Origin of the sequence: Haladaptatus sp. W1 (assembly GCF_001723155.1) — an archaeon.
Taxonomy (GTDB): domain Archaea; phylum Halobacteriota; class Halobacteria; order Halobacteriales; family Haladaptataceae; genus Haladaptatus; species Haladaptatus paucihalophilus.
The window spans coordinates 15,895-35,735 of sequence record NZ_MEIH01000335.1; the positions used below are offsets into that span (position 1 = coordinate 15,895).

Below are 19,841 nucleotides of genomic sequence, written 5' to 3' on the forward strand. Positions count from 1 at the left end.
TGGAATGGAACATACTCCCTACCGTGTGCAGGACGGTGAGCGTCCCAGTACCGCCGTCGTCAATGCGATTGCGGATTACGAAGATGCCTCCCCGGACGATATCGGACCGCGCCTGTACGACGTTATCGACCCCGACGCGCTGGATTCGCTGTTCCGACCGCGGGTGGACGGCGCAGCCAGGGACGGGGGCAAAGCGGTGTTCCGCTATCTCGACTACGAAATCACGTACGAGAGCGACGGATGGGTGCACATCACCGACGACGTGACCCCCCCGGGCGACGCGTCCGGAACCGCACCCGCAGACGAGTGAGAAGACGAGTCAGACGAGTGCCGCGAGCGCTGACTCGATAGCAGCCACGTACTCCGCTCGGTCGTACCCGAGCCTCCCTCGCCAGACGTTTTCGTAGGATGGGTGGAGGAGCGGCAACAGTATCACGTCGAGGCGTTCGCACTCCACCGGCGACAGCACCCGGTCGAGAAACCCCTCCATCGGTATCGATTCGAAATCGAGCAGAATTTTCGTGGCGTGTTTCCCCGTCGAAACGACGACGGTCGGGTCCACCGTCGCTAGCTCCGTTCTGAGGTGGTCGAAACAGTTGTCGAGTTCTTCCTCCCGTGGCTCTCGATTCGACCCGTCCTCGTCCTCTGGAAAGCACTTCACGGCGTTCGTGAAGTACGCGTCGTACCCGAGGTCGAAAAACAGCGACCGGATTTTTCGCCCCGAGTGGCGCGTGGTGTAGGCCATGCCCGTCCAGTTGCCGCCCCGCCACCGCTCCGCGTCCGGTGCCCCCGCGCCGGGAGCCTCGCCGACGACCATCACGTCGGCCGAACGCGGCCCGGTCCCCCACGAGATGCGGTTCCGGCACTCGACGAGTTCGGGACACCGCGAGCAGTCGGGTTCGAGGACGGTGCGCGAGTCTGGAAACATGGCTGGAAAATCGCCCGTTCGACCGCGTTCAGTCGTCGTCTTCGTCCTCTTCGACGATTTCGATGCCGCGGTTGTTGACCGCGTTGGGGTCGAGTCCGACCTCTTCGAGGAACTGTTTGTACTCGCGTTCGCAGGCCTCCGCGTCGGCCTGCTTGTCGCTGGCGCGGTCACAGAGCGCCACGAGGTCCTCGGGCACGTCGTTCGTGTAGACGATCCAGTGGTTGATGAGGTCCGACAGCCGCCGAATCGGGCTGGTGAAGTGACCGTAGATCTCGAAGTTGAGCGCGTGGTGGCCGCCGAACGGGTCGCTCATGTAGCGAGCGCGGGGCATCACCTTCATCACGGCCCACTGGATTTTGTCGAGCTGTCTGCCCGGTGCATCCTCCAGCGTGGCGTTGACGGCCTTCCGCGGGTCATCCCACGTGCTACCCGGAATCGAGACGCCGTTCAGGTCCTGAATTTCCTGTAGCGCCTTCCCCCACTCGTCAGGCGTCGGCTGGGGGTGGACGCGGTACATCGCCTCGACGCCGCGGCCCCACATCAGTTCGTGCGTGACCGCCTTGTTCGCTTTCAGCATCGACTCCTCGATGATGGTGTGCGCGCGGTCGCGCCGCGGGTTCAGGACGAGGCTGCCGTCCTCCTTTCGCTGCTCGTGCATCCGGTCTGCGAGTTCGAACGAGAGCTTACACTCCTCGTGGAGCGGCGCGTCCTCGTCGTCGATTCGCTCCTCGGCTTGCGAGTAGGTGAGTCGCTCGTCGCTTTGGATGACCGATTTGTAGATGTCGATGGTCTCGTAGGAGAGGTTCTCCTTGTCGAGGTGCATCTCGACGGTGTGCGCGAGGCGGTCCTCGTTCGGCACGAGCGAACAGACCGTCTCCGCCAGCATCGGCGGGAGCATGTGAATCGTGTAGCCGGGGAGATACACCGTGTTCCCGCGTTTGACCGCCTCTTCCCACATGTTCGATTCCGGGTGGACGTAGTGGGTCACGTCGGCGATGTGGACCCAGAGGACGTACTCGTCCTCGCGCTCCTCGACGGAGATGGCGTCGTCGAAGTCCTGCGCGTCGATGGGGTCCGTCGTCCACGTCGTCATATCGCGCAGGTCGGTCCGCTCTTCGGCCTCGTCCTGAATCTCCTGCTGGATGTTCTCGGTTCGCTTTTCGGCCTCGGTCATCACGGCCTGTGGAAATCCGTCCCTGATTTCGAACTTCTCGAACAGTTTTTCGCGCTTGCTGTCGAGTCGCTCGGCGAGGTCTTCGGAGATTTCGACCGGCCCTTGGCCTTCGGCGGTTCCCGCCTCGGCCTGTGCGTCGCTCGTCATGGCCGCTGGTAAGGGTGTTGGGAAGTTAGGCGTATCGACTGGCTACCCTTCACGTTCCTCCAATGGGCCATAACGGTCTTGAACCGCCCTTTCGTACCGGGTCAAAAACTCAATCTGATCGACATGTCCGGCGTCGATGTCAACCAACAGTGCCTCCAGTTCGTCGCGCGGTTGATGGCATAGCTCACGGTGACACGCCTTACAGAGGTGCTCGAACGTCTTTCCGTTTCGCTCCCAGCGGTTCCCTTCCTTATCGTATTCGCGGGCCGCGGAGCGGCGAACGGCGTCGCCACACGCGATGCAGATGACTGACTTTTTCTCCCGGTTCCGCCGGGAACCCCACATACTAGCTCCTTCGACGCCCCCCCACTTCCCCTTTTTGCCGCCGCGAATCAGACCACGAACTCGTAGAGGTCGTCGCCGACGAAGTGAACCGATTCGACGACCTTCCCGGAGTCGCCGACCATCTCGTCGCCGGTCGTTTTCGCGCGCCCGACGGCAAGGACCTTCCCGTGGGTTTCCTCCGCGATGGCGACAAGGTCGCCCGCTTCGATGTCGTCGCTCGCTTCCACGATTCCGGGGCGCATCACGTCCGCGCCGTCGCTGACGAACGAGACGGCACCCGCGTCGACGGTGACGACCCGCTTCGTCGGTGGGTAGGCGTTCGCGCCCTGCACGGTGAGAAACGGTTCGTCGTCGATGTAGACGACCATCGGGTCCCCGTTGACGAGCACGATGTCGAACTTCGAATCCTCCAACTCCACCAGTTCGTAGGTGTCGGCGTCCAGTTCGACGCCGAGCGCGTCTTCGAGCGAGGTTTCTATCTCTCGAACCTCGTCGCTTCGGAGATGATGGCGAGACTTGACTTCCATAATCCGACGTGCGTTCGTCTCGTGCATAAACCCACCCGTTTGAACCGACACGGGGCGGATACCGACGATTCGACAGCCGAACCGACGCCGAACCGACCGCCGGTTCGAAGTCGAATTACGAGTCGGCTTCGTCCCGCGCCGCTTCGTAGCGTTCGACGGCCGCGGCGAAGCCGTCTCCAGCAAGTTCGTAGGCCTCCCGCAAATCCAGAATCGGCGTCTCGGTCGCGTCCACGCGCAAGTCGTTGTAGTACGGTTCCGTCTCGTCCCCCTCCGTCGTCTCGACGAGCAGCGCCGCACTTTGGACGTGTAGTTCCTCGCGCTTGTCTCCGCCCTCCGCGTAACCCGCCGCCAGCGCGTCGATGAGTCGCTCGGCCAGCGGTCGGTCTTCGTCCTCGTTCTCCCGGTACTCGCGGGCGGTTTCGGTCACGACCGACTCGCCGGTCAGCAGGTTTCCGGCGACGGTGTAGTTCTCGCCGCTCTCGTGGCCGTACCAGCCGTTACACTCGTCGCCGGAGAAGGTGAACGTTCCGTCGGTGTCGACGCCGTGCAGTTGGCGGTTCTCGGCCCCGTCGTCCGCGTTGAGGAGCGCGTCGAGGGCGTCCTCGATGGCGAGTCCGTCGTCCACGTACTCGATTCCCTTCCGCCCGAGTTCGACGTTGACGAGGCTTTGGGTGGCTATCGCCCCGTTCTCGCTGGCGAACGGGCACAGCGTTCCGACCCCCGGCAAGCGCGTCGTGACCGCGACGCCGAACCGCGTTTGGTCGTCCCCCTCCTCGTCGGTGTACCGCTCCCTGACGCAGATGCTGAACGTCATGAACCGGGTAACACAGCGTGCGAGCAAAAAAGTCGGTTTTCCGGCGAAGCGTTCGGGTCAGTTCGTCGTCTCGCCCTTCGCCGTGGGAATGATTCCGCCGCCATCCGTCGGTATCCGGAAGAATCCCGGCGCGAAAACGGTGTCTCCCTCGTTGGCCTCCACGGTCCCCCGCGCTTCGTCTGACGTAAGAACTATACTCGTTCGATGGCCCCGTAGTTCTATGGGATTCATGGATAAAATTCTCGGCGAGACTCCATCCGGGAGTGCCGGGGATTATGTCGAGCTCGATTTGGACGACTTCGATGCTGCACCCGACGAATCGCAAACCAGCGTCCATATCGCCGAAATTCAGGGCCAACAGGACGTCATCGCCATCAAGGACGCCGTGTACGACGGCGACATCGTTATCGCTGACATTACACGACTTCGAACGCAGGATACCACCGTCGAACGAATCACGGACGAACTACAACAGGTCGCCCGCGAAGTCAACGGCGATATCGTTCAGAAAGGCGACGACCAACTCATCGTGACGCCCACTAGCGTCAGTATCAGCCGAACAAAACTCGGTCGGGATTAGACGTTATCCGGCGCATCCGCATCGTCCTCGACGGTTCGTTTCAGCGAATCGCGTCGTGCTTTCGCGTCGCGGCCGGTCGCTTCGAGGAGGAATTCGTTTTTCTTGCTTACCGCGTCGGCAGCAGCGTCAGCGTTTCCTTCCGCGATGACGTCCTCGGCCGGTCGCTCTTCGAAGTGAACGGCGAGTTTGTCTTTCTTGCCGCTGTACGATGCCGCACCGGCGACGATCCGCTCGAACACCGGATTGTCGGGTTCCTCGACCACGTAGAGTTCGTGCCCGTTGAACTCCTCCGTCCCCGTTACGGGACCGAAGTAGTCCTCGATGCTCGCTTTCAGGTCGGGCATTCGGTCTTCGAGATGCTCACCGCGTCGCATTTTGTATTCTTTCATGAGTTGGCCCCAGATTGGAGGGGTGGATGTTTACTCTTTTCGCGTCGCGCTTACTTTTGCTCGCTTAGGTATCCCTTTCGACACTCGGGACAGATGTCCCCCGCTCGAAGCGAGGACCCCGACGCTGCCCCACCGAACTGGCCGCATTCGGGGCAGACGAGTTCCGCGTCGACGCTCGACTCCGAGGCTTGGTCCGGTTTCGGCGCTTCCCGCGCCCGCGTGAAACCGGTGTCCGTCTGCGGGTCGGGGCGCGTGGTTCGCACGAATCCCGTCTCCTCGCGCGGTTCGGCCTCCACGAACTCCGTCTCGTTGTCCATCTTCGGCGCGCTCTCGGGTGTCAAACTCCCGCCGAAGCTCACCTCGGCGTCGCTTCCGTCGCTGACCTGTGCATCGAACCCTTCGTCTTCCATCCCTGTGTCGGGCCACTCCATCGGTTCCCGCTCCGCGTCGCCCACGTTCGTATCTTCCGCCTCGGGCCACTCGCCGTGGCCGCGTTCGCCCTCGTCGGCTTCCTCGTCGTCCTCGTCTTCGAGGATGACGCCATCGTCTTCCTCCGCGCTCTCCGGCGGCTCGAAGTCGTCGTCGTTGAAGCTCACGGGCTCCGGGTTCGATTCAGGACCCGGCTCCGTGGTGGGTGAGGAGTCGATGATTTCCGTCTCGGACGGTGGTTCGGCCTGTCGGTCCGCCGCCTTGCTCTCGATGGGTTCCGGCGTGGGTTCCGGTTCCTCTATCGCCGTCACCTCCTTGTTCTCGCTGACCACCTTCTCGTTTCCACAGCGTTGACACTCCTCGAACTCCCGGACCGTCACGACGACTTCGTTACCCTGCTCTTCGCGCTCGCGCTCTATTTCGGACTCACCGTAGTCATGCCCCAACAGCGAACATCTGAGACCCATTGAGTGTGGGTTATTTTCACGGTGTGATAAAAGGGTATTGTTTTTTCTAACGTTAGCCGAAGTTTTCCGTTTTCGCCTCGTCCGGGTCGTGTCCGGTCGCTGCCAGAACGTCGAGAGCGTCCGAGAGGAAGTCGGCGAACCCGTACACGAACGACCGTCCGTCTGCGCGCGAGAGGACGGTCCGTACTTCCTCGCTCTCGCTCACCGCCTCCTCCGTCAAGACGACCGTCGCACCGTCGGCCTCCAACTCTCGAAGTCGGTCCTCGTGGGCGGGTTCGTCGTCCCGATACACGATTGTCGCGTCGTTTCCGTCCGCCAACGCGCGCTCCCCGATTCCGACGGCCGGACCGATGCCCGGCCCACCCGCGAGGACGATGACGCGGGCTTCGCCCTCGTAGTACGACCGACCGAAGGGACCCGCGATGGACACCGTGTCTCCGGCCTCGCGCTCCGCGAGCCACGGGCTGAGGTCCCCGTCCGGGTCGATTCCCACCGTAATTTCGAACGTCTCCGTCGCGGTCGGCGATGAGAGCGTGTAGTGGCGCGTGATTTCCTCACCGTCTACGATTCCAGCGACCTGGAGGAACTGTCCGGGACGGGCGTTGAATCCCGGCGGTGACTCGATCTCCAGCGCAATCATCCCTGCTCCGACATTTCTCACCGATTTCACTTCGACTTCGGTTCCATCCATGGTGGGACGTTTGGCCGTAAGAACCAAATTCCTTCCCACTTCGCCGACTCTGCTTCAGAAGGCTTTTGATTTGCCACCGGGTAACGTAGCAGTGATGCAAGACCTGAACTGGGCCATCGGCGGCGAAGCCGGCGATGGAATCGATTCGACCGGGAAAATCTTTGCGCAGGCACTCTCCCGAGCGGGCCGACATGTCTTCACGTCGAAGGATTTCGCGTCCCGTATTCGAGGGGGCTACACCGCGTACAAGATCCGGTCGTCTACCGACCGAGTCGAGAGCGTCGTCGACCGACTGGACATCCTCGTGGCACTGACCCAGCGGACCATCGACGAGAACCTCGACGAACTTCACGAGGACAGCGTGATCATCTACGACGGGGAACGGACGGAGATGGAGGACGTCGACATCCCCGAGGAGATGATCGGATTGGCCGTTCCGCTCCGCAGTCTGGCGAAGGACGCGGGTGGAACCATCATGCAGAACACCGTCGCGCTCGGTGCGGCGTGTGAAGTGGCGAACTTCCCCATCGAGAACCTCGGACGATGAGCCACGGTCGTTGGCTATCTTCGCCCAGTTTGAACGGGTCCGAACTTCGAACCACATCGCCACGTTCCGGTTGCATTTATTCGTCTCGCTCGCTCGGATGCGGTTCGTCCGGAGCGACTGCGTCCCACTCGTCAGGTTCGATCGCTCCTTCGTCTTGATTGAGCCGTTCCGTGATCGTGTGGAGAGCATACGCGTCTGCAACTCGATCAAGATCGTTCGTTATCGCCCAGTACTCTCCTCTGTGTCGGACGAGTTCACGCTGTTTCAACCGCGAGAGGGCTGTCCCAACTGTGTTCGGGTCCTCGTCGAGACTGGTCGCGATTTCCGACCGGGTGAACGCTTTGTCCCGGTTTGTATAGAGATAGCCAAGTACCTGTTGAGGCACGCTTGGGCCACTTGGGAGATCTCCGGCTTCGAACTCCTCGATGCGTACGGGCATACGCTGTACTTGGTGTGCCGACGTAATCAATGTACGGGTGTTCTGAAGCTGTGATCTAGTAGATGGTCACTATCTGTAGGTACTCGTAGCTCGTTGGCTGAAACCGATCACCGCGTGAGGGATTCAAGACGGCCGAATAACTCGGATCAGGGATTCGACCGGCGAATTGCATGGATGATTTGAGGATGGGCAACCATTCTTCACGGAGCCCTGTCATCGCACGATCAGTGACATAGAATCTGCGGTCGTATCTCAGATAATAATCGAGGTCGTAGGAAAAGTAGTCTGTGTTCTGGGATTTCGCCGTGTTTCAAGGTGCGTGATTGGTTCCATAACTAGAATAGAACGTGCGACGGCGGCGAGGTCAACTTCTTGAATTTAGCCGATTTTGGTGATTGACTTCCTGTGGGCAGTATAAGCGGCAGTGCAAGTGGATAACCATCAGCCACAGAATGTCTGACATCTTCCCTACGCATAAATCGACTCTTGTCCGTCGAGAATTCTATTGCTGACTGGTGGATATATTGGATGATCCTAAGGACAGAGACATAAGGTCTACTTACAAGGCGCTCCTTCTTAGGCACGACAAATTGGAGCAACAAAAACGAATGAGTGGTAGCTGCTGTGCGGGGACCGCGGCGAGTGAGATCCTTGATTCGATAGTGGTGCAAAAGTTAGTACAGTATACCAACCTTAAACTCAGTCTGTAAGGTACAGATAATTGCCCAAATTTTGCTTTCTCAACAGCTCTATCGCATTGTCTCTCAATTACTCACACAACACTTTTGCCAACTGTCTTCGTAGTACATGCCATTCATGAGTAATGAGGATTCGCCGAACTCTGATGACGGCGACCCACCCGAAGGGATTCAACTTCAGTACGACTGGTCGTCAACAGAACCAAGCGCCGCTGTCGTCGAAACAACTGCCCAGGCAGCGAACTGTGACCACCAGGAACTCGGTCCGCTCTACGATTCCATCGACCCTGATGCCCTTGACGCGATTCTTGCACCACCAACGACAACAAACACCGATACGACCACGTCAATCTCGTTCACGTACGCTGGCTACTCTGTCACGGTCCAAAGCACTGGCACTGTTCATGTTGCTCCCATCTAAGAACACATCTCGAATCGAAACCACACGCTTTCAAAACCACCGATCACGCGGAGAGTTTGCGCCTGTAAAAACAGCCTCCCGATAACGCACTACCCATCAGTCCTCGTCAGGTATTTCAGGATCATCAGCCGGCTGTAAGCCAGTCGCCATCAATCGTCGGGCAATCACGACAATACCATTATCGAAGCCCCGTCCAAATACGGCCTTCTCAGTTTCAATCTCACCAGTGTTCGTCTCGTGGCCCGAACTCACCAGAATCGTGTTCTTGTCAATCAGCATCAACCGACTGATTGTCGTGTCGTCGTCGGTCTCAAGGGGCGAACTGTGCAACCATTCCAACCCGGAGACGAACACTTCTGCATCGGGCAGTGCCTCTGTAACCCGCTCGCGAAGGTCATCGGTCTGCGTGCCAATTAGCACATCAAGACCCGTGTCGAGTGCCTCTTGGAGCTGTTCGAGTAACTCGTCGGTGACAACCTCGTCCCGCCCGACGATGAGCATGATTTCTCGTCCAGCGGCATCAATGAGTTGCTGGGTGCGATTCGTAATCGCAGCCGTTCCCGAGAGCGCCCACACTTCGTGGGTGATTTCCTCATCACCACCGTTCGATTCTGCGGGCTCGATTGCAGCAAGCGCCTCGACAAGCGTGTCCGTCCGCGATTCATACTCCTGGCGCAACGTCTCGGCGGCCTCTTCGATTGGCACGGCGCGAAATTGCTGAGGATTCGAGTGTTGGATTTCAACTAATCCTTTGGTTTCCAACACGCGGATCGCATCATAGACGCGTGTTCGCGGAACCTCGGAGGTTTCGCTGATCTCCTTGGCCGTCCCTTTCGGGAGGCGTGCTAAGGCCACGAAACAGCGTGCTTCGTACTCTTTCAATCCGAGTTGTTGCAACAAATCGATCGCTTGCTCTTGATTAGATATTTGGTTCATGGGTCCCAACCATTCGCCCGGGAACACCGGGGTCGTTCATACCGTTTTGGCGTCGTTCACAAGACAGTTGTTGTTGAAACCATCGCACGCTCCCAACAGCACTGTCCATCATACAGTAGAATATGCACGTCAGTACGTATCAATGTCACCCATCCCCGAACAGTCAAGTTGCTAATTCACCAGCTATCACGGTATTCAATCAGATAAACGTAGGAAAGTGGTGCTAAATAAGCAATTTATTACTTTATAATTGCTTATTTCACAGCACCGACGAACGTGGTTTCGATGGAACCAATAATTTAAGATGCAAATTCCTACCCTCACTATTCAGATATATAATCAGTAACCCACATAATCACAGTAGGGTTATAGAGGACGAGCGCAAAGGACGAAGTGGTACGGAGTTCTGACGGGTCCCAACCAATCGTCACTCCGTACCTGAACTGCCACACCTGTGGCAGTTTTCGATTACGATCGATTAGTCGGGAACACCATCAGTCGGAAACATATCTTGGTTCTCACTCAAAACGGTGAGCAGCGGCTCGATCTCATCAAATTGCGGTCCCTTCGTCACGCGCTGTGATTCTCGATCCCAGTCGATGAACCCGTGATCTGCTAACTTCGGGAGATGGATGTGCTGCATCGCAATTGTCTGGGGTTGGTCTCCACCATCGGTCTCCACCGTGGCGGTGGAACCGGTGGGTATGGTTTGCGGCGCATTGTCGATCAACGCGAAGAGAACCCGCCGTCTGTGGTGATTCGAGAGTATTGAGAGCTGCGTATCAAGCATCGTTGTCAACCGTATAGGTATCACACCACACACGGTTAAACTGCCCCGATATTACGGGTTGGCCTACGTTTGAGGAACTGAGTGAACCATCAGTAACTGATTCAATGAGAGGAAGTTCACTCACTTTCTCACACATTATTTATGCTCACTCCACTAATTCTCACCTATGGGCCGACCACTTGACAACGTGGATCGTGGCATTCTCTATCATCTCCAGCGCGATGCACGCAACACCACGACTCAAGAGATTGCCGAAACGGTAGGCACGTCAGCGAGTACCGTCCGGAACCGGATCGAAGCCCTCGAAGACGATGGGGTCATCAAGGGCTACCATCCCGAGATCGACTACGAGGCCGCAAATCTCCCGCTTCGTGTCCTCTTCGTCTGTACTGTGCCAGCAACCGAGCGCGCCGATTATGTCCAGCAACTGCTCGAGATACAAGGCGTGGTGGATGTCCGTGAAATGCTCATCGGTAGACGGAATATCTACGTGGAAGTCGTTGGCACGAGTACGAAAGATATCACGCGTGTCACGGACACATTGCACGAGTCGGGGGTCACGGTCGAGAGTTCCGAGATCCTGCGCGAGCGGCATGTTCAGCCGTTCGACCATTTCCACTTCAGTGAAGCCACCGCCGATGAGCAGCGTGAGAGCTAATTTTGCAATTCTTTCCGTTGCGCATTTCACAATTCTAGAGGTGTATCGTGCTACTATCGCACAATGACCCTGTGACAGAACCATATATTGGGGCTCTCCTTGTGCATTCCCCAATTTAACAATATAATTATAAAAAATGATTATGTGTGTGCCCAATCGAGGGTCACATATGCACGAGGATAGACACCCGATTGGCGATCGTGGCACCACACGCGGACAGATAACCCTGCTATACAAGCTCCTTGCCGATCACCAGCGCCGAGCCCTTCTCCAGTATCTTCGCAACACAGAGGCTCCCATGCCGATCTCTGCGTTAGTGACGGCGCTTACACAGCGTGACGAGCACGTCTCGCCGGATGAGCCCACGAACACAGAGATTGCGGTGCATCATATTCACCTCCCAAAACTCGCTGATGCAGGAGTTATCGAGTATGACCAATCCGCTCAGCAAGCCACCTACAGCGCCTCGCCGCAGGTCGACGCATTGCTCGAGGAAATGCTAGTGACGGTTTCGACTGGGGAACAGAAATCCTCACTACAGGAATAATGCGGTTCGGCTACTAGTGCTATTGTCCTCCCCCATGTCACCACCCTTAGAACTGCTCTTATTTTCACGCTTTCTTCTACGCTCGGCATCACAGACAGGTCTACACTGCTGGGTGCCGTAGAAAGTCTATGAGTATTATCGCCGAGTTCACTATCGATTCCAACGAGTTCATGTTCGGTGCGTCAACGACGAAAATCCCAGAGACGACAATTGAACTGGAGCGTATTGTTCCAACGTCAGACGCTGTCATGCCGTTCTTTTGGGTCGAAAGCGACGACTTTCCTCGATTCGAGACTCAAGTTCGTGAAGATCTCCATATCGATGAGCTCGTTGAACTCGATCGCATTGGTGGGAGTCGACTGTACCGGGCAGTGTGGACCGAGGAAGTGGATTCACTCTTGGAGGGGCTTTCACAAACCGAAGCAGTCGTTCTCGAAGCCTATGGACGTGAAAACTGGGTGTTCCGGGTGCGATTTCAGAGCTACGACCGATTAGCCGAATTTTACAACCATCTCACGGCCGCTGATATCAATCTCCATTTGGATCGCGTCTTCTCCTTGACAGAGAAAGACAGTGGCGGCTATACGCTCGGCCTCACTCCCGAACAGCGAGAAGCACTGGTGATGGCATACGAGCGGGGCTACTTTGCAACACCGAGCGAAATCACCCTCCAAGAGATGGCCGATGAGCTAGATATTTCGTCGCAAGCATTTTCGAAACGGATTCGTGGTGCGGAACTGAAGATGCTCAAGCAATTTCTCAATTCGATGGACACCGACGCGACTGATTAGTCTGCCCTAAACACTCTTTGGTGGCATAAATTCGAGCTAATGGGTGCAATTTCTCGTCTCTACGCAGACGGGAATCGCATCCAACTTGTAGCCACTTATAAAGGGGTTCGCACAGCAACCCCCGAGTAAAAATATGGTTGCACTATAATACGAAACTGTCGCTTGGTCAGTAATATGACCACCAGACAGAGACGGAGTACTCCCTACAGATGACTTCAGATGAACTATCGAAGAGCAGTAGTACCATTCGACGAGACGGAGACGACCAGGGAACCAACCGGATTTCTCTCGATACACTCTGGGATTTACTTGCAAACGCGCACCGCCGCCACATCCTTCTTTATCTCTCCGAACACACGAAGACGACAATTTCCCGTGAGCAGTTGCTTGACCACCTGACAGAAGTCAGTGATAGGTCATATAAAGACCTCCATCGTCGACTCGCGATTCGATTGCACCACGTCCATCTTCCAAAGCTTGCGGATCATGGGCTGCTTGTGTACAACGAGGCGACACACAGCATTTCGTACAACGCTAATTCGCGTGTCGAAAAAATGCTTGACGTTGTTCGGGACATCTCCAGCGAGAAAGAGAAATAATCGATCGTCGTGAGTGGTTGGCTTCGTTCACTTACTCGTAGTTATCATCAGGATCGCCATCTGCAATAGCTTCTGCGACCACTTCGAAGTGGGAGGACGATGTATCGAGCGCAACCATCTCTGACCGTTCGTCAAAGACGAGGATTCCAGCGGCCGCTAACTTCGGAATGTGTTTGTGATAGAGCGACATGCGGACACGTTCGATGAACTCCGCAGAAACTGTCTCAGGTGCCGTGTCGGCTTCCCACGCAGCAGTCTTTCGGGCGAGTTTTTGCAGTTCGAATGGGTGTTCAGTCTGATTGAGACGATGGAGAAGATACCGACGACGGGGATGCGCAAGCAGTCGTAAGAGTTCTTTTTTGGTGAGTTCGACCGAATCGGTGTCAGTGTGACGGTGGTCGTGTGGTTTCACGCTGCGTGACTACGGGGGAGCAACGCTATTTTTGAAGGACGGTTGGAGACACAACCGGTTTAAATAGGCAACAGTGGATTAGGGCCAACCGTCGGGTAATTCGTCTGCATGGTTACTCATCAAGGTGAGCAGTGGGGCAATCTCATCGAAGTTCGGCCCTCGACGGATCGTCTCCGTGTCTGGGTTCCACTCGATATAGCCTTTGTCGGCCAATTTCGGAAGATGGACGTGGTGGAGCTGCGTTTTTAGTGCTGTGAGCTCGTCGTCCGTAGCGTCTGACGTGAATTCATCTTCATCGCGTGGATTGTCGTCTAACACTGCCAACAGGATGCGGCGGCGGTGTGGAGAACTCAGCATGTCGAGGCTCATATCGAGTGACGTGGAAGTGGTCGGGTTTCTCATGGTCGTGTGACTGGCGTTGCGGAACATGTCTACTAGAATGCGTTCCGCGTGCCGAGTACGCGAAGAGAACGAGGGAGTAACCCTGCACGGCCGGTGAATCCGGCTCAAGCGGCCCGTCATCAGTGGGGCACAAACGCACAGTGGGCAGGTATGTTTCCGTACTTATATACTCGGTCTCTCTGACGGATAAGTCTGTGGGGCAACACCTCCGGACGAGAGACTTAATTCATCCTTCCGTAGTGAGCACGAGAGGAGACTTGTGTCGATAAGGGCCAACACAGACGATGACGCTGTCATCGTTCTTTTAGCGAGACTCTCATCGGTCGCTGTCAGCGACAGTCCGTATGCTGATCTACAGAAGCTTGTCTCCTGAACGAACCCAGCCCACTTCACAATCACTCGGGCTCGGGTGTGTCCACACTCGCTTAATGCAAAATATGGGAGTATGAGTCGCCGTATCTCTGTGAGTACCTTCGATTGAATATTTGGTGTATAAGTGGCAGTAGAACTCTCCCGGGACCCCGTTTCGATCTGGCGGAGTTCGGGGAGTGTATGCATCGATTTCAAGTGCGTCTGTGGAGGCGGTTGTTGTCCTTGCGGTGGTCAATTCGGTGAGCGACCCAACCGTTATGCGAATCGGTCACCTATCCATAGTGATGGTGGATGATAACCAGGGCCGAGAGAAGAAGGCGAATGACGAAAAGCGACACCAGCCAGAGCGAGAGGTAGAGGAGGTACGTAACCGTGCCGGTGAAGACCAACAGAAGCGCGGCGACCCTAGTGCGCAGCTTGGTGAGCTTGATGAAGCACTCGAAACCCAGGGCTATCCAACCACGACGGATGAATTGGTCGAGGCCTATGGCGACTATGAGATTGAAACGCAGGGTGGGACGGAATCCCTCGAGGAGGTGCTCGCTTCTACTGAGAACCAGACGTACGACTCCGCGAATGATGTTCGGCGCCGGATACTAGGACTAATACATCGGTAGTACAGACAACTCACCACCTCCATCTCGCTACTCGGGAATTTCTGGATTGGAGACGTGGAGTACAGTTTCCGCTGCCGAAGATGCAACCGTAGTGTGGTTTGCCCACACCCGCTTAGTGTAACATGAGGCAGTGGACGGTTCTTGGGGCTCAATCCCTTCTCACCGTATGTTTTAATATTCTGGAAGTCATACTATCTACTCAGTAAAGAACTATGAGTAGTAAGAGTGAAAATGGCGACCACGTCGTCCGTATCAGCCGCAAAGGACAGGCGACGATCCCCAAGTCGCTCCGGGAGAAGTACGGCATTGAAATCCCAGGCCGTGTGCGCTTCCGCGAAGAGGACGGCGAACTCGTCGTCGAGCCAGTCCCGAAACCAAGTGAACGCTTCGGGTCACTGGGGGAAGACTACGAGCGTGGCGAGGTCATTACGCACCATCGAGAGGAGCAGGCAGCTGAGCGCCAGGCAGAGGACACCGCTGACCAGCGTGACTACCAGCGCTACGTCGCTACCGACGACACAGACGAGACCACCGACGAATGAGCTATCGCTACGTTCTTGATACGGAACCTCTCCTTGCGTACTACTACGGTGAACCCGGTGGGGAGACTGTCCGCGACCTCCTGACGGATGTCTACATGGGTGAAGAGGCCGTAGCGGTCAGTGAAATCACGGCGACCGAACTGATGTACAAAATCGCCCGCTTTGAAACTGGCTCCCCATCGGGAACGCCAACAGAAGAGACACTGGCGACCGGCCGACAGGCCGTGCGCGACTTGGTGGACGGCGGTGTCACACTGTGTGCTCCCTCCGAGTCGTGGCCACTGGCAGCTGAAGTGAAAGGAGCGGGGGGGATCGCGCTCGGCGATGCATATGCTGTGGCGCTTGCGGTTGCCGAAGATGCAACGCTTCTGGTCGGTGCTGACGACGATTTCACGGAGCTCGTCGTAGATGTATCGGTCGAACGGATCCGGACAGAGCCAGCGTGACACGTGGGAGACGAACAGACGGAAAGCGGTTTGCGTATCTCCGTACTACATTGAGGTATGGCGGCTGCGTGGGCACAGTGGGACCACATTACGAAGGTTGACCCGGATAAAGCACTCCACGATGAGGGTACTTACGCTAGCATTGCTGACACGGGGACCGACGCAATCATCATCGGTGGCACCACGAACGTCACCGAAGCCCGTGTTCAACCGATTCTTGATGCGCTTTCTGCTACCGAGATTCCCATTTTTGTCGAGCCGACCTATCGCCCAACGCAGTCTCATACCGAGGCACTCTCTGGGTACCTGCTGCCGATTGTTCTGAATGCCGATGACCCACTGTGGATTACAGGAGCGCACCACGAATGGGTCCGCTCTTCAGATCTTGAGTGGGACTACGTCCATCCGGAAGCCTATATTGTCCTCAATCCAGCGTCATCAGTTGCGACGTACACGCAGGCGGACTGTGACCTCGATGTCGACGACGTCGTTGCCTATGCTGAACTCGCCGAACAGGTTCTTGGCCAGCAGATCGTTTATCTCGAATATTCCGGCACCCTCGGTGATCCAGCAGTTGTCGCTGCCACACGGAATGCACTCTCGTCAGCGCAGCTCTTCTATGGGGGCGGGATTCACGACTACGACTCGGCCTACGAAATGGCGAATGTCGCAGATACAGTCGTTGTCGGCGATGTGCTCCATGAAGCTGGTATCGAGACCGTCGAGGAAACTGTTCGTGGAACAAGGGATGCGAAACGCGACTCATAATACTGTACTCTATAACTGAAGGAGTGATTGTGACGATCGGGAGTGTGCGCCTCCAGCTAGTCGCTCGTGGGTTAGTACCTCATACTAACCAGTATCGCCCACCGATTTAACGACGTTCAGACACTACCACTCTATATGAGCGAGAATGCCGCAATCGTCGCTCGGATAATCGAGCATAACACGGGCAGGCAGAACCGTGCGACAATCGATCGCGACCACATCGGTGTGATTGCATCCCAGCATGGTCGCTTTGACGGCGATATTGATGATTCGATAGCCGAGGCCCTTGCTGAAGGATACATCGAAGAGCAGGACGGTGAGTACGTCGCGACAGAGAAAGTGTGGAATCTCGTTCCCGGTACTACTCGTTAGCTATTCGGCCAGTCTGACTGCGCTTTGAGGTCTTTGTGCCTCTCACTCTTTCTTTCGCCTCCTTGTTAGTATATAATGCTAACGCCGACATCTGAATTCTAAAAACCTACTCCAATTCACTTAGTAACGTACGTAAAACTTATTTTGATTTGTGTAATAACGTATTCTAGAAACAACGCCTGCACCGAAACGCGAGTGATTCCCCTATGACACCACCACCAACCGCTGACAAAAATGGCCATGAATCGCACAGTCGACGGGCATTTCTCGCAACAACCGCTAGTCTCGGTCTTGCGTCACTGTCCGGATGTGTGTACGGCAGTGGAATTGGTGCGGTAGATAATGGATCGAACAGCACCAATAGCACGAATTCAACAAGTGGTACACCATTGGGACTCGATCCGACAAAGTATGCTGACCAGTTCAAGCACCGAGTGAACATCGCGAAGAAAGGTGCAGACAACACGGGGAAGCACGCGATCGATGATGTCCTCGACCGTGTGATCGATAACGACACGCTCGTCTACTTCCCACCCGGTCGGTATAAACTGAATACGAGCCATCGACATGTTGGGCTCCGTAATCTCGGGATTATCGGGCAGAACGCGGTCCTCACGCACGGACGTGTGGACGCAATCGAGGGATTCGGTGTCACTGAAGGCGAGTATCACGGCCCTGCTCAGCATTTCAAAATCGGGGTGCCTGATACACCACACAAGGGACGCTTTGTGTTCGGTGGGTTCACAGCCGATTGGCGCGGGAAGAACGAAGGGATGCAGATTTTGAACCATCACACAGCTGGGAAATCGGTGATTCAGAATATCCGGCAAGTCGGCATGCACTCGCTCGGCTGTCAGGGACCATTTCGACTGAACCCAGCGACTGAGAATGCGTTCATTCGGGCCCGGAATATCGACATCCGATATGGCGGTCTCACTTACCAAAAGACGATCAACACGCGAGATACCTACGACGGCGGGCCGTATGCCGGTCGGTCGTGGGCGACGTCGGGGATTACGATGCATCCACGCACGCAGGGGAAGCTCCGCTTAGAACGGGTTATCTGTGGCGGGTGGCCTGATAACGGAATCTACGTGATCGGCGGCCATCCAGGTACAGGAGACGGCACCGTCGAAGTGATAAACTGCATTGCAGGCAATTCGCAGGCATCGAACATCCGAATTGGTGGGACGGACTCGAAGATCATCGGGTGCAAGGTCATCATCGACCAGTCGTTCGGAAACAAGTTCTACTACGAACAACGTCCAATCCGGCTAGATGATGGTTCCTGTACGGTCAAGAATACACAGATCATCCAGAAGAAGCCGACTGGATGGAGTCTCACCGTCCAACATGCGGTTCAGAAAGCGCTGATCGAGAACGTCTCAATAACAATCCACGAGTCGCCGACGAAAGCACTCGTTGTCGATAATGCAGCAAGCAATGTTACGGTTCGGAATCTGCAGGTTCAGACACCTGGTTGGCAGGCGACGGAGAATGTGCTCTTTCGGGGGTCGGGTGACGTGATGGAGAATATCACTGTTGATGGGAAGCCAGTTTGATCGGCACTGTCTAGTTTAGCTCCTCCTCGACAGGTGTTCGGTTGTCGAGCGATTGATGCGGTCTCTGACGATTATAGTAATGCACAAACTGTTCAAGACACTGCTGGACGCTGGGCCGACTGCCCACCCACGATGTATAGAAGCGGTCGATGCGCTGTTTGAGTGTGTGAAACCACTTTTCGATCAGGTTTCGCTCCGTGTAGTCGAGCCGACCGCTCAACCCGATTCGAAAGAGGGCAGTCCGATATCCATAGCCATCAACGAGAAACACGGCGTCCGAGAGATCGTGTTTCTCGGCCAATCCAGACAGAAACGCAGCTGCCGAATCAGTGCCATGCCGATCAAACACTTCGATACCAAGCAGCTGCTTTGTTTCGGTGTCTATTGCAGCGTACACCCAAGACCACTCGCCGTTAATTTTGACAGCGGTTTCGTCCACTGCGACCCGCGTCGGCGCTGCCGACGGCGGGTCGGAGAAGATGTAAGATATCCGATGAATCCATTGAAAGATCGCTTGGTGCGACCGTTTTACGCCTAAGAGCGCAAGAATTGCTTTTGTTTCTCTGAGTGAACAACCGGTCGCGTGGAGACGGACGGCGAACGCCCTAACGGGCGTCGCCGTCCGCTCACGCTCCCAACATTCAAGATTCGCGGTCTCTAACGTCTCGCTGAGCAGTTCTTGGTTGAGCAAAGCACTAAATCAACGAACTGCTCGCTTCTCAAACTGGCTTAACTAGACAGTGCCAACTGGACGAGCAGATCGAAGAGCACTCGTAATTGAACTACAACTACAGATATCGACTGAACCCACCCGCCGACATTGAAGAGCGGTTAGCGTGGACGGTCGATACCTGTAGACAGGTCTACAACCACTTTCTCCACCGTTTGAACCGAAACAACGGTACGTCGGCATACTCCGAGCAGAAACTTCTGCCGAGTCTCAAGAAGTGATGGTCCGACCTAAAAGACGTTCACTCGAAAGTGCTTCAAAAGGTCGTTCAGCGGTTGTACGATAACCTCTCAACGCTCCGTGGTCGCAGAGACAACGGCTACCGTGTTGGGACGCTCCACTGGAAGGCACCCGACGAATATCGCAGTTTCACCTACAGTCAATCTGGCTTCAAGCTCAAGAACACGAGTGGTCAGACCCGACTGTGGCTCTCGAAACTCGGTGACATTCCAATCACCTTTCACCGTGATCTGCCCGACGACGCGGACATCAAGACTGTCTCGATTAAGCAGGAACCCACTGGGAAGTGGTACGCTATCCTCGGTGTCGAGACACCTGATGAAGCTCCCGAGAAACCGGAGAACCCCGAGAAGTGCTTGGCATCGACGTGGGTATCTTGAAGTACGCTCACGAAGGATAGCGTACCACTTCCCAGTGGGTTCCTGCTTAATCGAGACAGTCTTGATGTCCGCGTCGTCGGG

General features: G+C 56.2%; 28 protein-coding genes and 2 pseudogenes. 15 read left to right on the top strand and 15 right to left on the bottom strand.

All coding sequences use genetic code 11. The features are described 5' to 3' along the window. The first annotated feature begins 4 nt into the window (after positions 1-4). Positions 5-310, top strand: coding sequence for a HalOD1 output domain-containing protein (locus BG842_RS19235; RefSeq protein WP_069452038.1), 306 nt, complete (start codon positions 5-7; stop codon positions 308-310). A gap of 9 nt (positions 311-319) precedes the next feature. Here the strand turns inward: BG842_RS19235 and BG842_RS19240 are convergent, their stop codons facing one another. From BG842_RS19240 to BG842_RS19260, 5 genes are all read right to left on the bottom strand, one after another. Continuing rightward, the gene (locus BG842_RS19240) at positions 320-928 is read right to left on the bottom strand and encodes a uracil-DNA glycosylase family protein (protein ID WP_069452039.1); all 609 of its coding nucleotides are present in this window, start codon (positions 926-928) and stop codon (positions 320-322) included. 28 nt (positions 929-956) lie between these two features. Next, a complete protein-coding gene (locus tag BG842_RS19245; RefSeq protein ID WP_069452040.1) occupies positions 957-2,249 on the bottom strand; it encodes a ribonuclease R family protein in 1,293 nt (430 codons plus the stop codon). A 42-nt stretch (positions 2,250-2,291) separates the two neighbouring features. Further along, positions 2,292-2,594, bottom strand: coding sequence for a hypothetical protein (locus tag BG842_RS19250; protein WP_069452041.1), 303 nt, complete (start codon positions 2,592-2,594; stop codon positions 2,292-2,294). A 47-nt stretch (positions 2,595-2,641) separates the two neighbouring features. Then, positions 2,642-3,121: an RNA-binding protein gene (locus BG842_RS19255; protein WP_007979629.1), complete on the bottom strand. Its 480-nt coding sequence runs from the start codon at positions 3,119-3,121 to the stop codon at positions 2,642-2,644. Between the two features lie 115 nt (positions 3,122-3,236). After that, positions 3,237-3,935: a DUF1028 domain-containing protein gene (locus BG842_RS19260; protein ID WP_069452042.1), complete on the bottom strand. Its 699-nt coding sequence runs from the start codon at positions 3,933-3,935 to the stop codon at positions 3,237-3,239. Between the two features lie 220 nt (positions 3,936-4,155). Here BG842_RS19260 and sepF point away from each other — a divergent pair, with 220 nt between their 5' ends. Next, positions 4,156-4,515 (top strand): cell division protein SepF, encoded by a 360-nt coding sequence (gene sepF / locus BG842_RS19265; RefSeq protein ID WP_007979619.1) that lies wholly within the window; start codon positions 4,156-4,158, stop codon positions 4,513-4,515. Here the strand turns inward: sepF and BG842_RS19270 are convergent. Genes BG842_RS19270 through BG842_RS19280 form a run of 3 tightly spaced genes read right to left on the bottom strand, consistent with a single transcriptional unit; the run spans position 4,512 to position 6,491 of the window. Next, positions 4,512-4,904: a DUF5611 family protein gene (locus BG842_RS19270; RefSeq protein WP_007979617.1), complete on the bottom strand. Its 393-nt coding sequence runs from the start codon at positions 4,902-4,904 to the stop codon at positions 4,512-4,514. The genes sepF and BG842_RS19270 overlap by 4 nt on opposite strands. A gap of 50 nt (positions 4,905-4,954) precedes the next feature. Beyond that, the gene (locus BG842_RS19275) at positions 4,955-5,800 is read right to left on the bottom strand and encodes an oxidoreductase (protein ID WP_069452043.1); all 846 of its coding nucleotides are present in this window, start codon (positions 5,798-5,800) and stop codon (positions 4,955-4,957) included. 52 nt (positions 5,801-5,852) lie between these two features. Next, positions 5,853-6,491 carry an FAD-dependent oxidoreductase gene (locus tag BG842_RS19280; protein WP_069449186.1) on the bottom strand — a complete coding sequence of 213 codons (639 nt, stop codon included), beginning with the start codon at positions 6,489-6,491 and terminating at the stop codon, positions 5,853-5,855. 91 nt (positions 6,492-6,582) lie between these two features. On the opposite strand from BG842_RS19280, the pseudogene BG842_RS19285 reads away from it, so the two are divergent. Continuing rightward, positions 6,583-7,029 (top strand): annotated as a pseudogene (locus BG842_RS19285) (2-oxoacid:acceptor oxidoreductase family protein); the annotation flags it as partial. An 85-nt stretch (positions 7,030-7,114) separates the two neighbouring features. Here the strand turns inward: BG842_RS19285 and BG842_RS19290 are convergent. Beyond that, a complete protein-coding gene (locus tag BG842_RS19290) occupies positions 7,115-7,477 on the bottom strand; it encodes a hypothetical protein (protein WP_069452045.1) in 363 nt (120 codons plus the stop codon). A gap of 816 nt (positions 7,478-8,293) precedes the next feature. Between BG842_RS19290 and BG842_RS19300 the strand changes: the two genes are divergently transcribed. Further along, entirely contained in the window at positions 8,294-8,596 is a 303-nt protein-coding gene (locus BG842_RS19300) for a HalOD1 output domain-containing protein (RefSeq protein WP_069452056.1), read from the top strand. A gap of 96 nt (positions 8,597-8,692) precedes the next feature. Here the strand turns inward: BG842_RS19300 and BG842_RS19305 are convergent, their stop codons facing one another. After that, positions 8,693-9,532 carry a TrmB family transcriptional regulator gene (locus tag BG842_RS19305; protein ID WP_175424214.1) on the bottom strand — a complete coding sequence of 280 codons (840 nt, stop codon included), beginning with the start codon at positions 9,530-9,532 and terminating at the stop codon, positions 8,693-8,695. 478 nt (positions 9,533-10,010) lie between these two features. Further along, positions 10,011-10,322 carry a helix-turn-helix transcriptional regulator gene (locus tag BG842_RS19310; protein ID WP_069450550.1) on the bottom strand — a complete coding sequence of 104 codons (312 nt, stop codon included), beginning with the start codon at positions 10,320-10,322 and terminating at the stop codon, positions 10,011-10,013. Between the two features lie 166 nt (positions 10,323-10,488). Here BG842_RS19310 and BG842_RS19315 point away from each other — a divergent pair, with 166 nt between their 5' ends. The 4 genes from BG842_RS19315 (at position 10,489) to BG842_RS19330 (ending at position 12,917) form a co-directional block, all read left to right on the top strand. Then, positions 10,489-10,980, top strand: coding sequence for an Lrp/AsnC family transcriptional regulator (locus BG842_RS19315; protein ID WP_069452047.1), 492 nt, complete (start codon positions 10,489-10,491; stop codon positions 10,978-10,980). Between the two features lie 169 nt (positions 10,981-11,149). Beyond that, on the top strand, positions 11,150-11,527 hold the full coding sequence (locus BG842_RS19320) for a hypothetical protein (RefSeq protein WP_069452048.1): 378 nt from the start codon (positions 11,150-11,152) through the stop codon (positions 11,525-11,527). A 128-nt stretch (positions 11,528-11,655) separates the two neighbouring features. Continuing rightward, positions 11,656-12,318, top strand: coding sequence for a helix-turn-helix domain-containing protein (locus BG842_RS19325; protein ID WP_069452049.1), 663 nt, complete (start codon positions 11,656-11,658; stop codon positions 12,316-12,318). Positions 12,319-12,527: 209 nt separating this feature from the next. Beyond that, positions 12,528-12,917, top strand: coding sequence for a hypothetical protein (locus tag BG842_RS19330; RefSeq protein ID WP_069452050.1), 390 nt, complete (start codon positions 12,528-12,530; stop codon positions 12,915-12,917). Between the two features lie 31 nt (positions 12,918-12,948). Here BG842_RS19330 and BG842_RS30140 read toward each other — a convergent pair whose 3' ends face one another. Both BG842_RS30140 and BG842_RS19335 read right to left on the bottom strand, forming a co-directional pair. Further along, the gene (locus tag BG842_RS30140) at positions 12,949-13,107 is read right to left on the bottom strand and encodes a hypothetical protein (protein WP_175424215.1); all 159 of its coding nucleotides are present in this window, start codon (positions 13,105-13,107) and stop codon (positions 12,949-12,951) included. A gap of 300 nt (positions 13,108-13,407) precedes the next feature. Then, on the bottom strand, positions 13,408-13,698 hold the full coding sequence (locus tag BG842_RS19335) for a transcriptional regulator (RefSeq protein WP_217493350.1): 291 nt from the start codon (positions 13,696-13,698) through the stop codon (positions 13,408-13,410). A 689-nt stretch (positions 13,699-14,387) separates the two neighbouring features. Here BG842_RS19335 and BG842_RS19340 point away from each other — a divergent pair. The 6 genes from BG842_RS19340 to BG842_RS19365 all read left to right on the top strand — a co-directional run bounded on the left by BG842_RS19340 (position 14,388) and on the right by BG842_RS19365 (position 18,410). Beyond that, complete coding sequence (locus BG842_RS19340; RefSeq protein WP_069452059.1) at positions 14,388-14,720, top strand: hypothetical protein; 333 nt, start codon at positions 14,388-14,390, stop codon at positions 14,718-14,720. 212 nt (positions 14,721-14,932) lie between these two features. After that, positions 14,933-15,262: an AbrB/MazE/SpoVT family DNA-binding domain-containing protein gene (locus BG842_RS19345; RefSeq protein WP_069451581.1), complete on the top strand. Its 330-nt coding sequence runs from the start codon at positions 14,933-14,935 to the stop codon at positions 15,260-15,262. After that, positions 15,259-15,708, top strand: a complete 450-nt coding sequence (locus BG842_RS19350; RefSeq protein WP_069452051.1) for a PIN domain-containing protein — start codon at positions 15,259-15,261, stop codon at positions 15,706-15,708. Before BG842_RS19345 ends, BG842_RS19350 begins: the two co-directional genes overlap by 4 nt. 57 nt (positions 15,709-15,765) lie before the next feature. Further along, positions 15,766-16,476, top strand: coding sequence for a phosphoglycerol geranylgeranyltransferase (locus BG842_RS19355; protein ID WP_069452052.1), 711 nt, complete (start codon positions 15,766-15,768; stop codon positions 16,474-16,476). A 135-nt stretch (positions 16,477-16,611) separates the two neighbouring features. Continuing rightward, a complete protein-coding gene (locus tag BG842_RS19360) occupies positions 16,612-16,848 on the top strand; it encodes a hypothetical protein (protein ID WP_069452053.1) in 237 nt (78 codons plus the stop codon). Between the two features lie 389 nt (positions 16,849-17,237). After that, on the top strand, positions 17,238-18,410 hold the full coding sequence (locus BG842_RS19365) for a hypothetical protein (protein WP_254663311.1): 1,173 nt from the start codon (positions 17,238-17,240) through the stop codon (positions 18,408-18,410). A gap of 10 nt (positions 18,411-18,420) precedes the next feature. Here the strand turns inward: BG842_RS19365 and BG842_RS19370 are convergent, their stop codons facing one another. Further along, positions 18,421-19,101 carry an IS6 family transposase gene (locus BG842_RS19370; protein WP_069452054.1) on the bottom strand — a complete coding sequence of 227 codons (681 nt, stop codon included), beginning with the start codon at positions 19,099-19,101 and terminating at the stop codon, positions 18,421-18,423. A gap of 86 nt (positions 19,102-19,187) precedes the next feature. On the opposite strand from BG842_RS19370, the gene BG842_RS33240 reads away from it, so the two are divergent. Further along, entirely contained in the window at positions 19,188-19,361 is a 174-nt protein-coding gene (locus BG842_RS33240) for a helix-turn-helix domain-containing protein (RefSeq protein WP_254663312.1), read from the top strand. A gap of 69 nt (positions 19,362-19,430) precedes the next feature. Here BG842_RS33240 and BG842_RS33245 read toward each other — a convergent pair. After that, positions 19,431-19,841 (bottom strand): annotated as a pseudogene (locus tag BG842_RS33245) (hypothetical protein); the annotation flags it as partial.

Excerpts from the sequence above, each read along its gene's own strand:
- BG842_RS19235 (WP_069452038.1), top strand. The coding sequence starts at position 5 with ATGGAACATACTCCCTACCGTGTGCAGGACGGTGAGCGTCCCAGTACC.
- BG842_RS19240 (WP_069452039.1), bottom strand. The coding sequence starts at position 928 with ATGTTTCCAGACTCGCGCACCGTCCTCGAACCCGACTGCTCGCGGTGT.
- BG842_RS19245 (WP_069452040.1), bottom strand. The coding sequence starts at position 2,249 with ATGACGAGCGACGCACAGGCCGAGGCGGGAACCGCCGAAGGCCAAGGG.
- BG842_RS19250 (WP_069452041.1), bottom strand. The coding sequence starts at position 2,594 with ATGTGGGGTTCCCGGCGGAACCGGGAGAAAAAGTCAGTCATCTGCATC.
- BG842_RS19255 (WP_007979629.1), bottom strand. The coding sequence starts at position 3,121 with ATGGAAGTCAAGTCTCGCCATCATCTCCGAAGCGACGAGGTTCGAGAG.
- BG842_RS19260 (WP_069452042.1), bottom strand. The coding sequence starts at position 3,935 with ATGACGTTCAGCATCTGCGTCAGGGAGCGGTACACCGACGAGGAGGGG.
- sepF (WP_007979619.1), top strand. The coding sequence starts at position 4,156 with ATGGGATTCATGGATAAAATTCTCGGCGAGACTCCATCCGGGAGTGCC.
- BG842_RS19270 (WP_007979617.1), bottom strand. The coding sequence starts at position 4,904 with ATGAAAGAATACAAAATGCGACGCGGTGAGCATCTCGAAGACCGAATG.
- BG842_RS19275 (WP_069452043.1), bottom strand. The coding sequence starts at position 5,800 with ATGGGTCTCAGATGTTCGCTGTTGGGGCATGACTACGGTGAGTCCGAA.
- BG842_RS19280 (WP_069449186.1), bottom strand. The coding sequence starts at position 6,491 with ATGGATGGAACCGAAGTCGAAGTGAAATCGGTGAGAAATGTCGGAGCA.
- BG842_RS19290 (WP_069452045.1), bottom strand. The coding sequence starts at position 7,477 with ATGCCCGTACGCATCGAGGAGTTCGAAGCCGGAGATCTCCCAAGTGGC.
- BG842_RS19300 (WP_069452056.1), top strand. The coding sequence starts at position 8,294 with ATGAGTAATGAGGATTCGCCGAACTCTGATGACGGCGACCCACCCGAA.
- BG842_RS19305 (WP_175424214.1), bottom strand. The coding sequence starts at position 9,532 with ATGAACCAAATATCTAATCAAGAGCAAGCGATCGATTTGTTGCAACAA.
- BG842_RS19310 (WP_069450550.1), bottom strand. The coding sequence starts at position 10,322 with ATGCTTGATACGCAGCTCTCAATACTCTCGAATCACCACAGACGGCGG.
- BG842_RS19315 (WP_069452047.1), top strand. The coding sequence starts at position 10,489 with ATGGGCCGACCACTTGACAACGTGGATCGTGGCATTCTCTATCATCTC.
- BG842_RS19320 (WP_069452048.1), top strand. The coding sequence starts at position 11,150 with ATGCACGAGGATAGACACCCGATTGGCGATCGTGGCACCACACGCGGA.
- BG842_RS19325 (WP_069452049.1), top strand. The coding sequence starts at position 11,656 with ATGAGTATTATCGCCGAGTTCACTATCGATTCCAACGAGTTCATGTTC.
- BG842_RS19330 (WP_069452050.1), top strand. The coding sequence starts at position 12,528 with ATGACTTCAGATGAACTATCGAAGAGCAGTAGTACCATTCGACGAGAC.
- BG842_RS30140 (WP_175424215.1), bottom strand. The coding sequence starts at position 13,107 with ATGTCGCTCTATCACAAACACATTCCGAAGTTAGCGGCCGCTGGAATC.
- BG842_RS19335 (WP_217493350.1), bottom strand. The coding sequence starts at position 13,698 with ATGAGCCTCGACATGCTGAGTTCTCCACACCGCCGCCGCATCCTGTTG.
- BG842_RS19340 (WP_069452059.1), top strand. The coding sequence starts at position 14,388 with ATGGTGGATGATAACCAGGGCCGAGAGAAGAAGGCGAATGACGAAAAG.
- BG842_RS19345 (WP_069451581.1), top strand. The coding sequence starts at position 14,933 with ATGAGTAGTAAGAGTGAAAATGGCGACCACGTCGTCCGTATCAGCCGC.
- BG842_RS19350 (WP_069452051.1), top strand. The coding sequence starts at position 15,259 with ATGAGCTATCGCTACGTTCTTGATACGGAACCTCTCCTTGCGTACTAC.
- BG842_RS19355 (WP_069452052.1), top strand. The coding sequence starts at position 15,766 with ATGGCGGCTGCGTGGGCACAGTGGGACCACATTACGAAGGTTGACCCG.
- BG842_RS19360 (WP_069452053.1), top strand. The coding sequence starts at position 16,612 with ATGAGCGAGAATGCCGCAATCGTCGCTCGGATAATCGAGCATAACACG.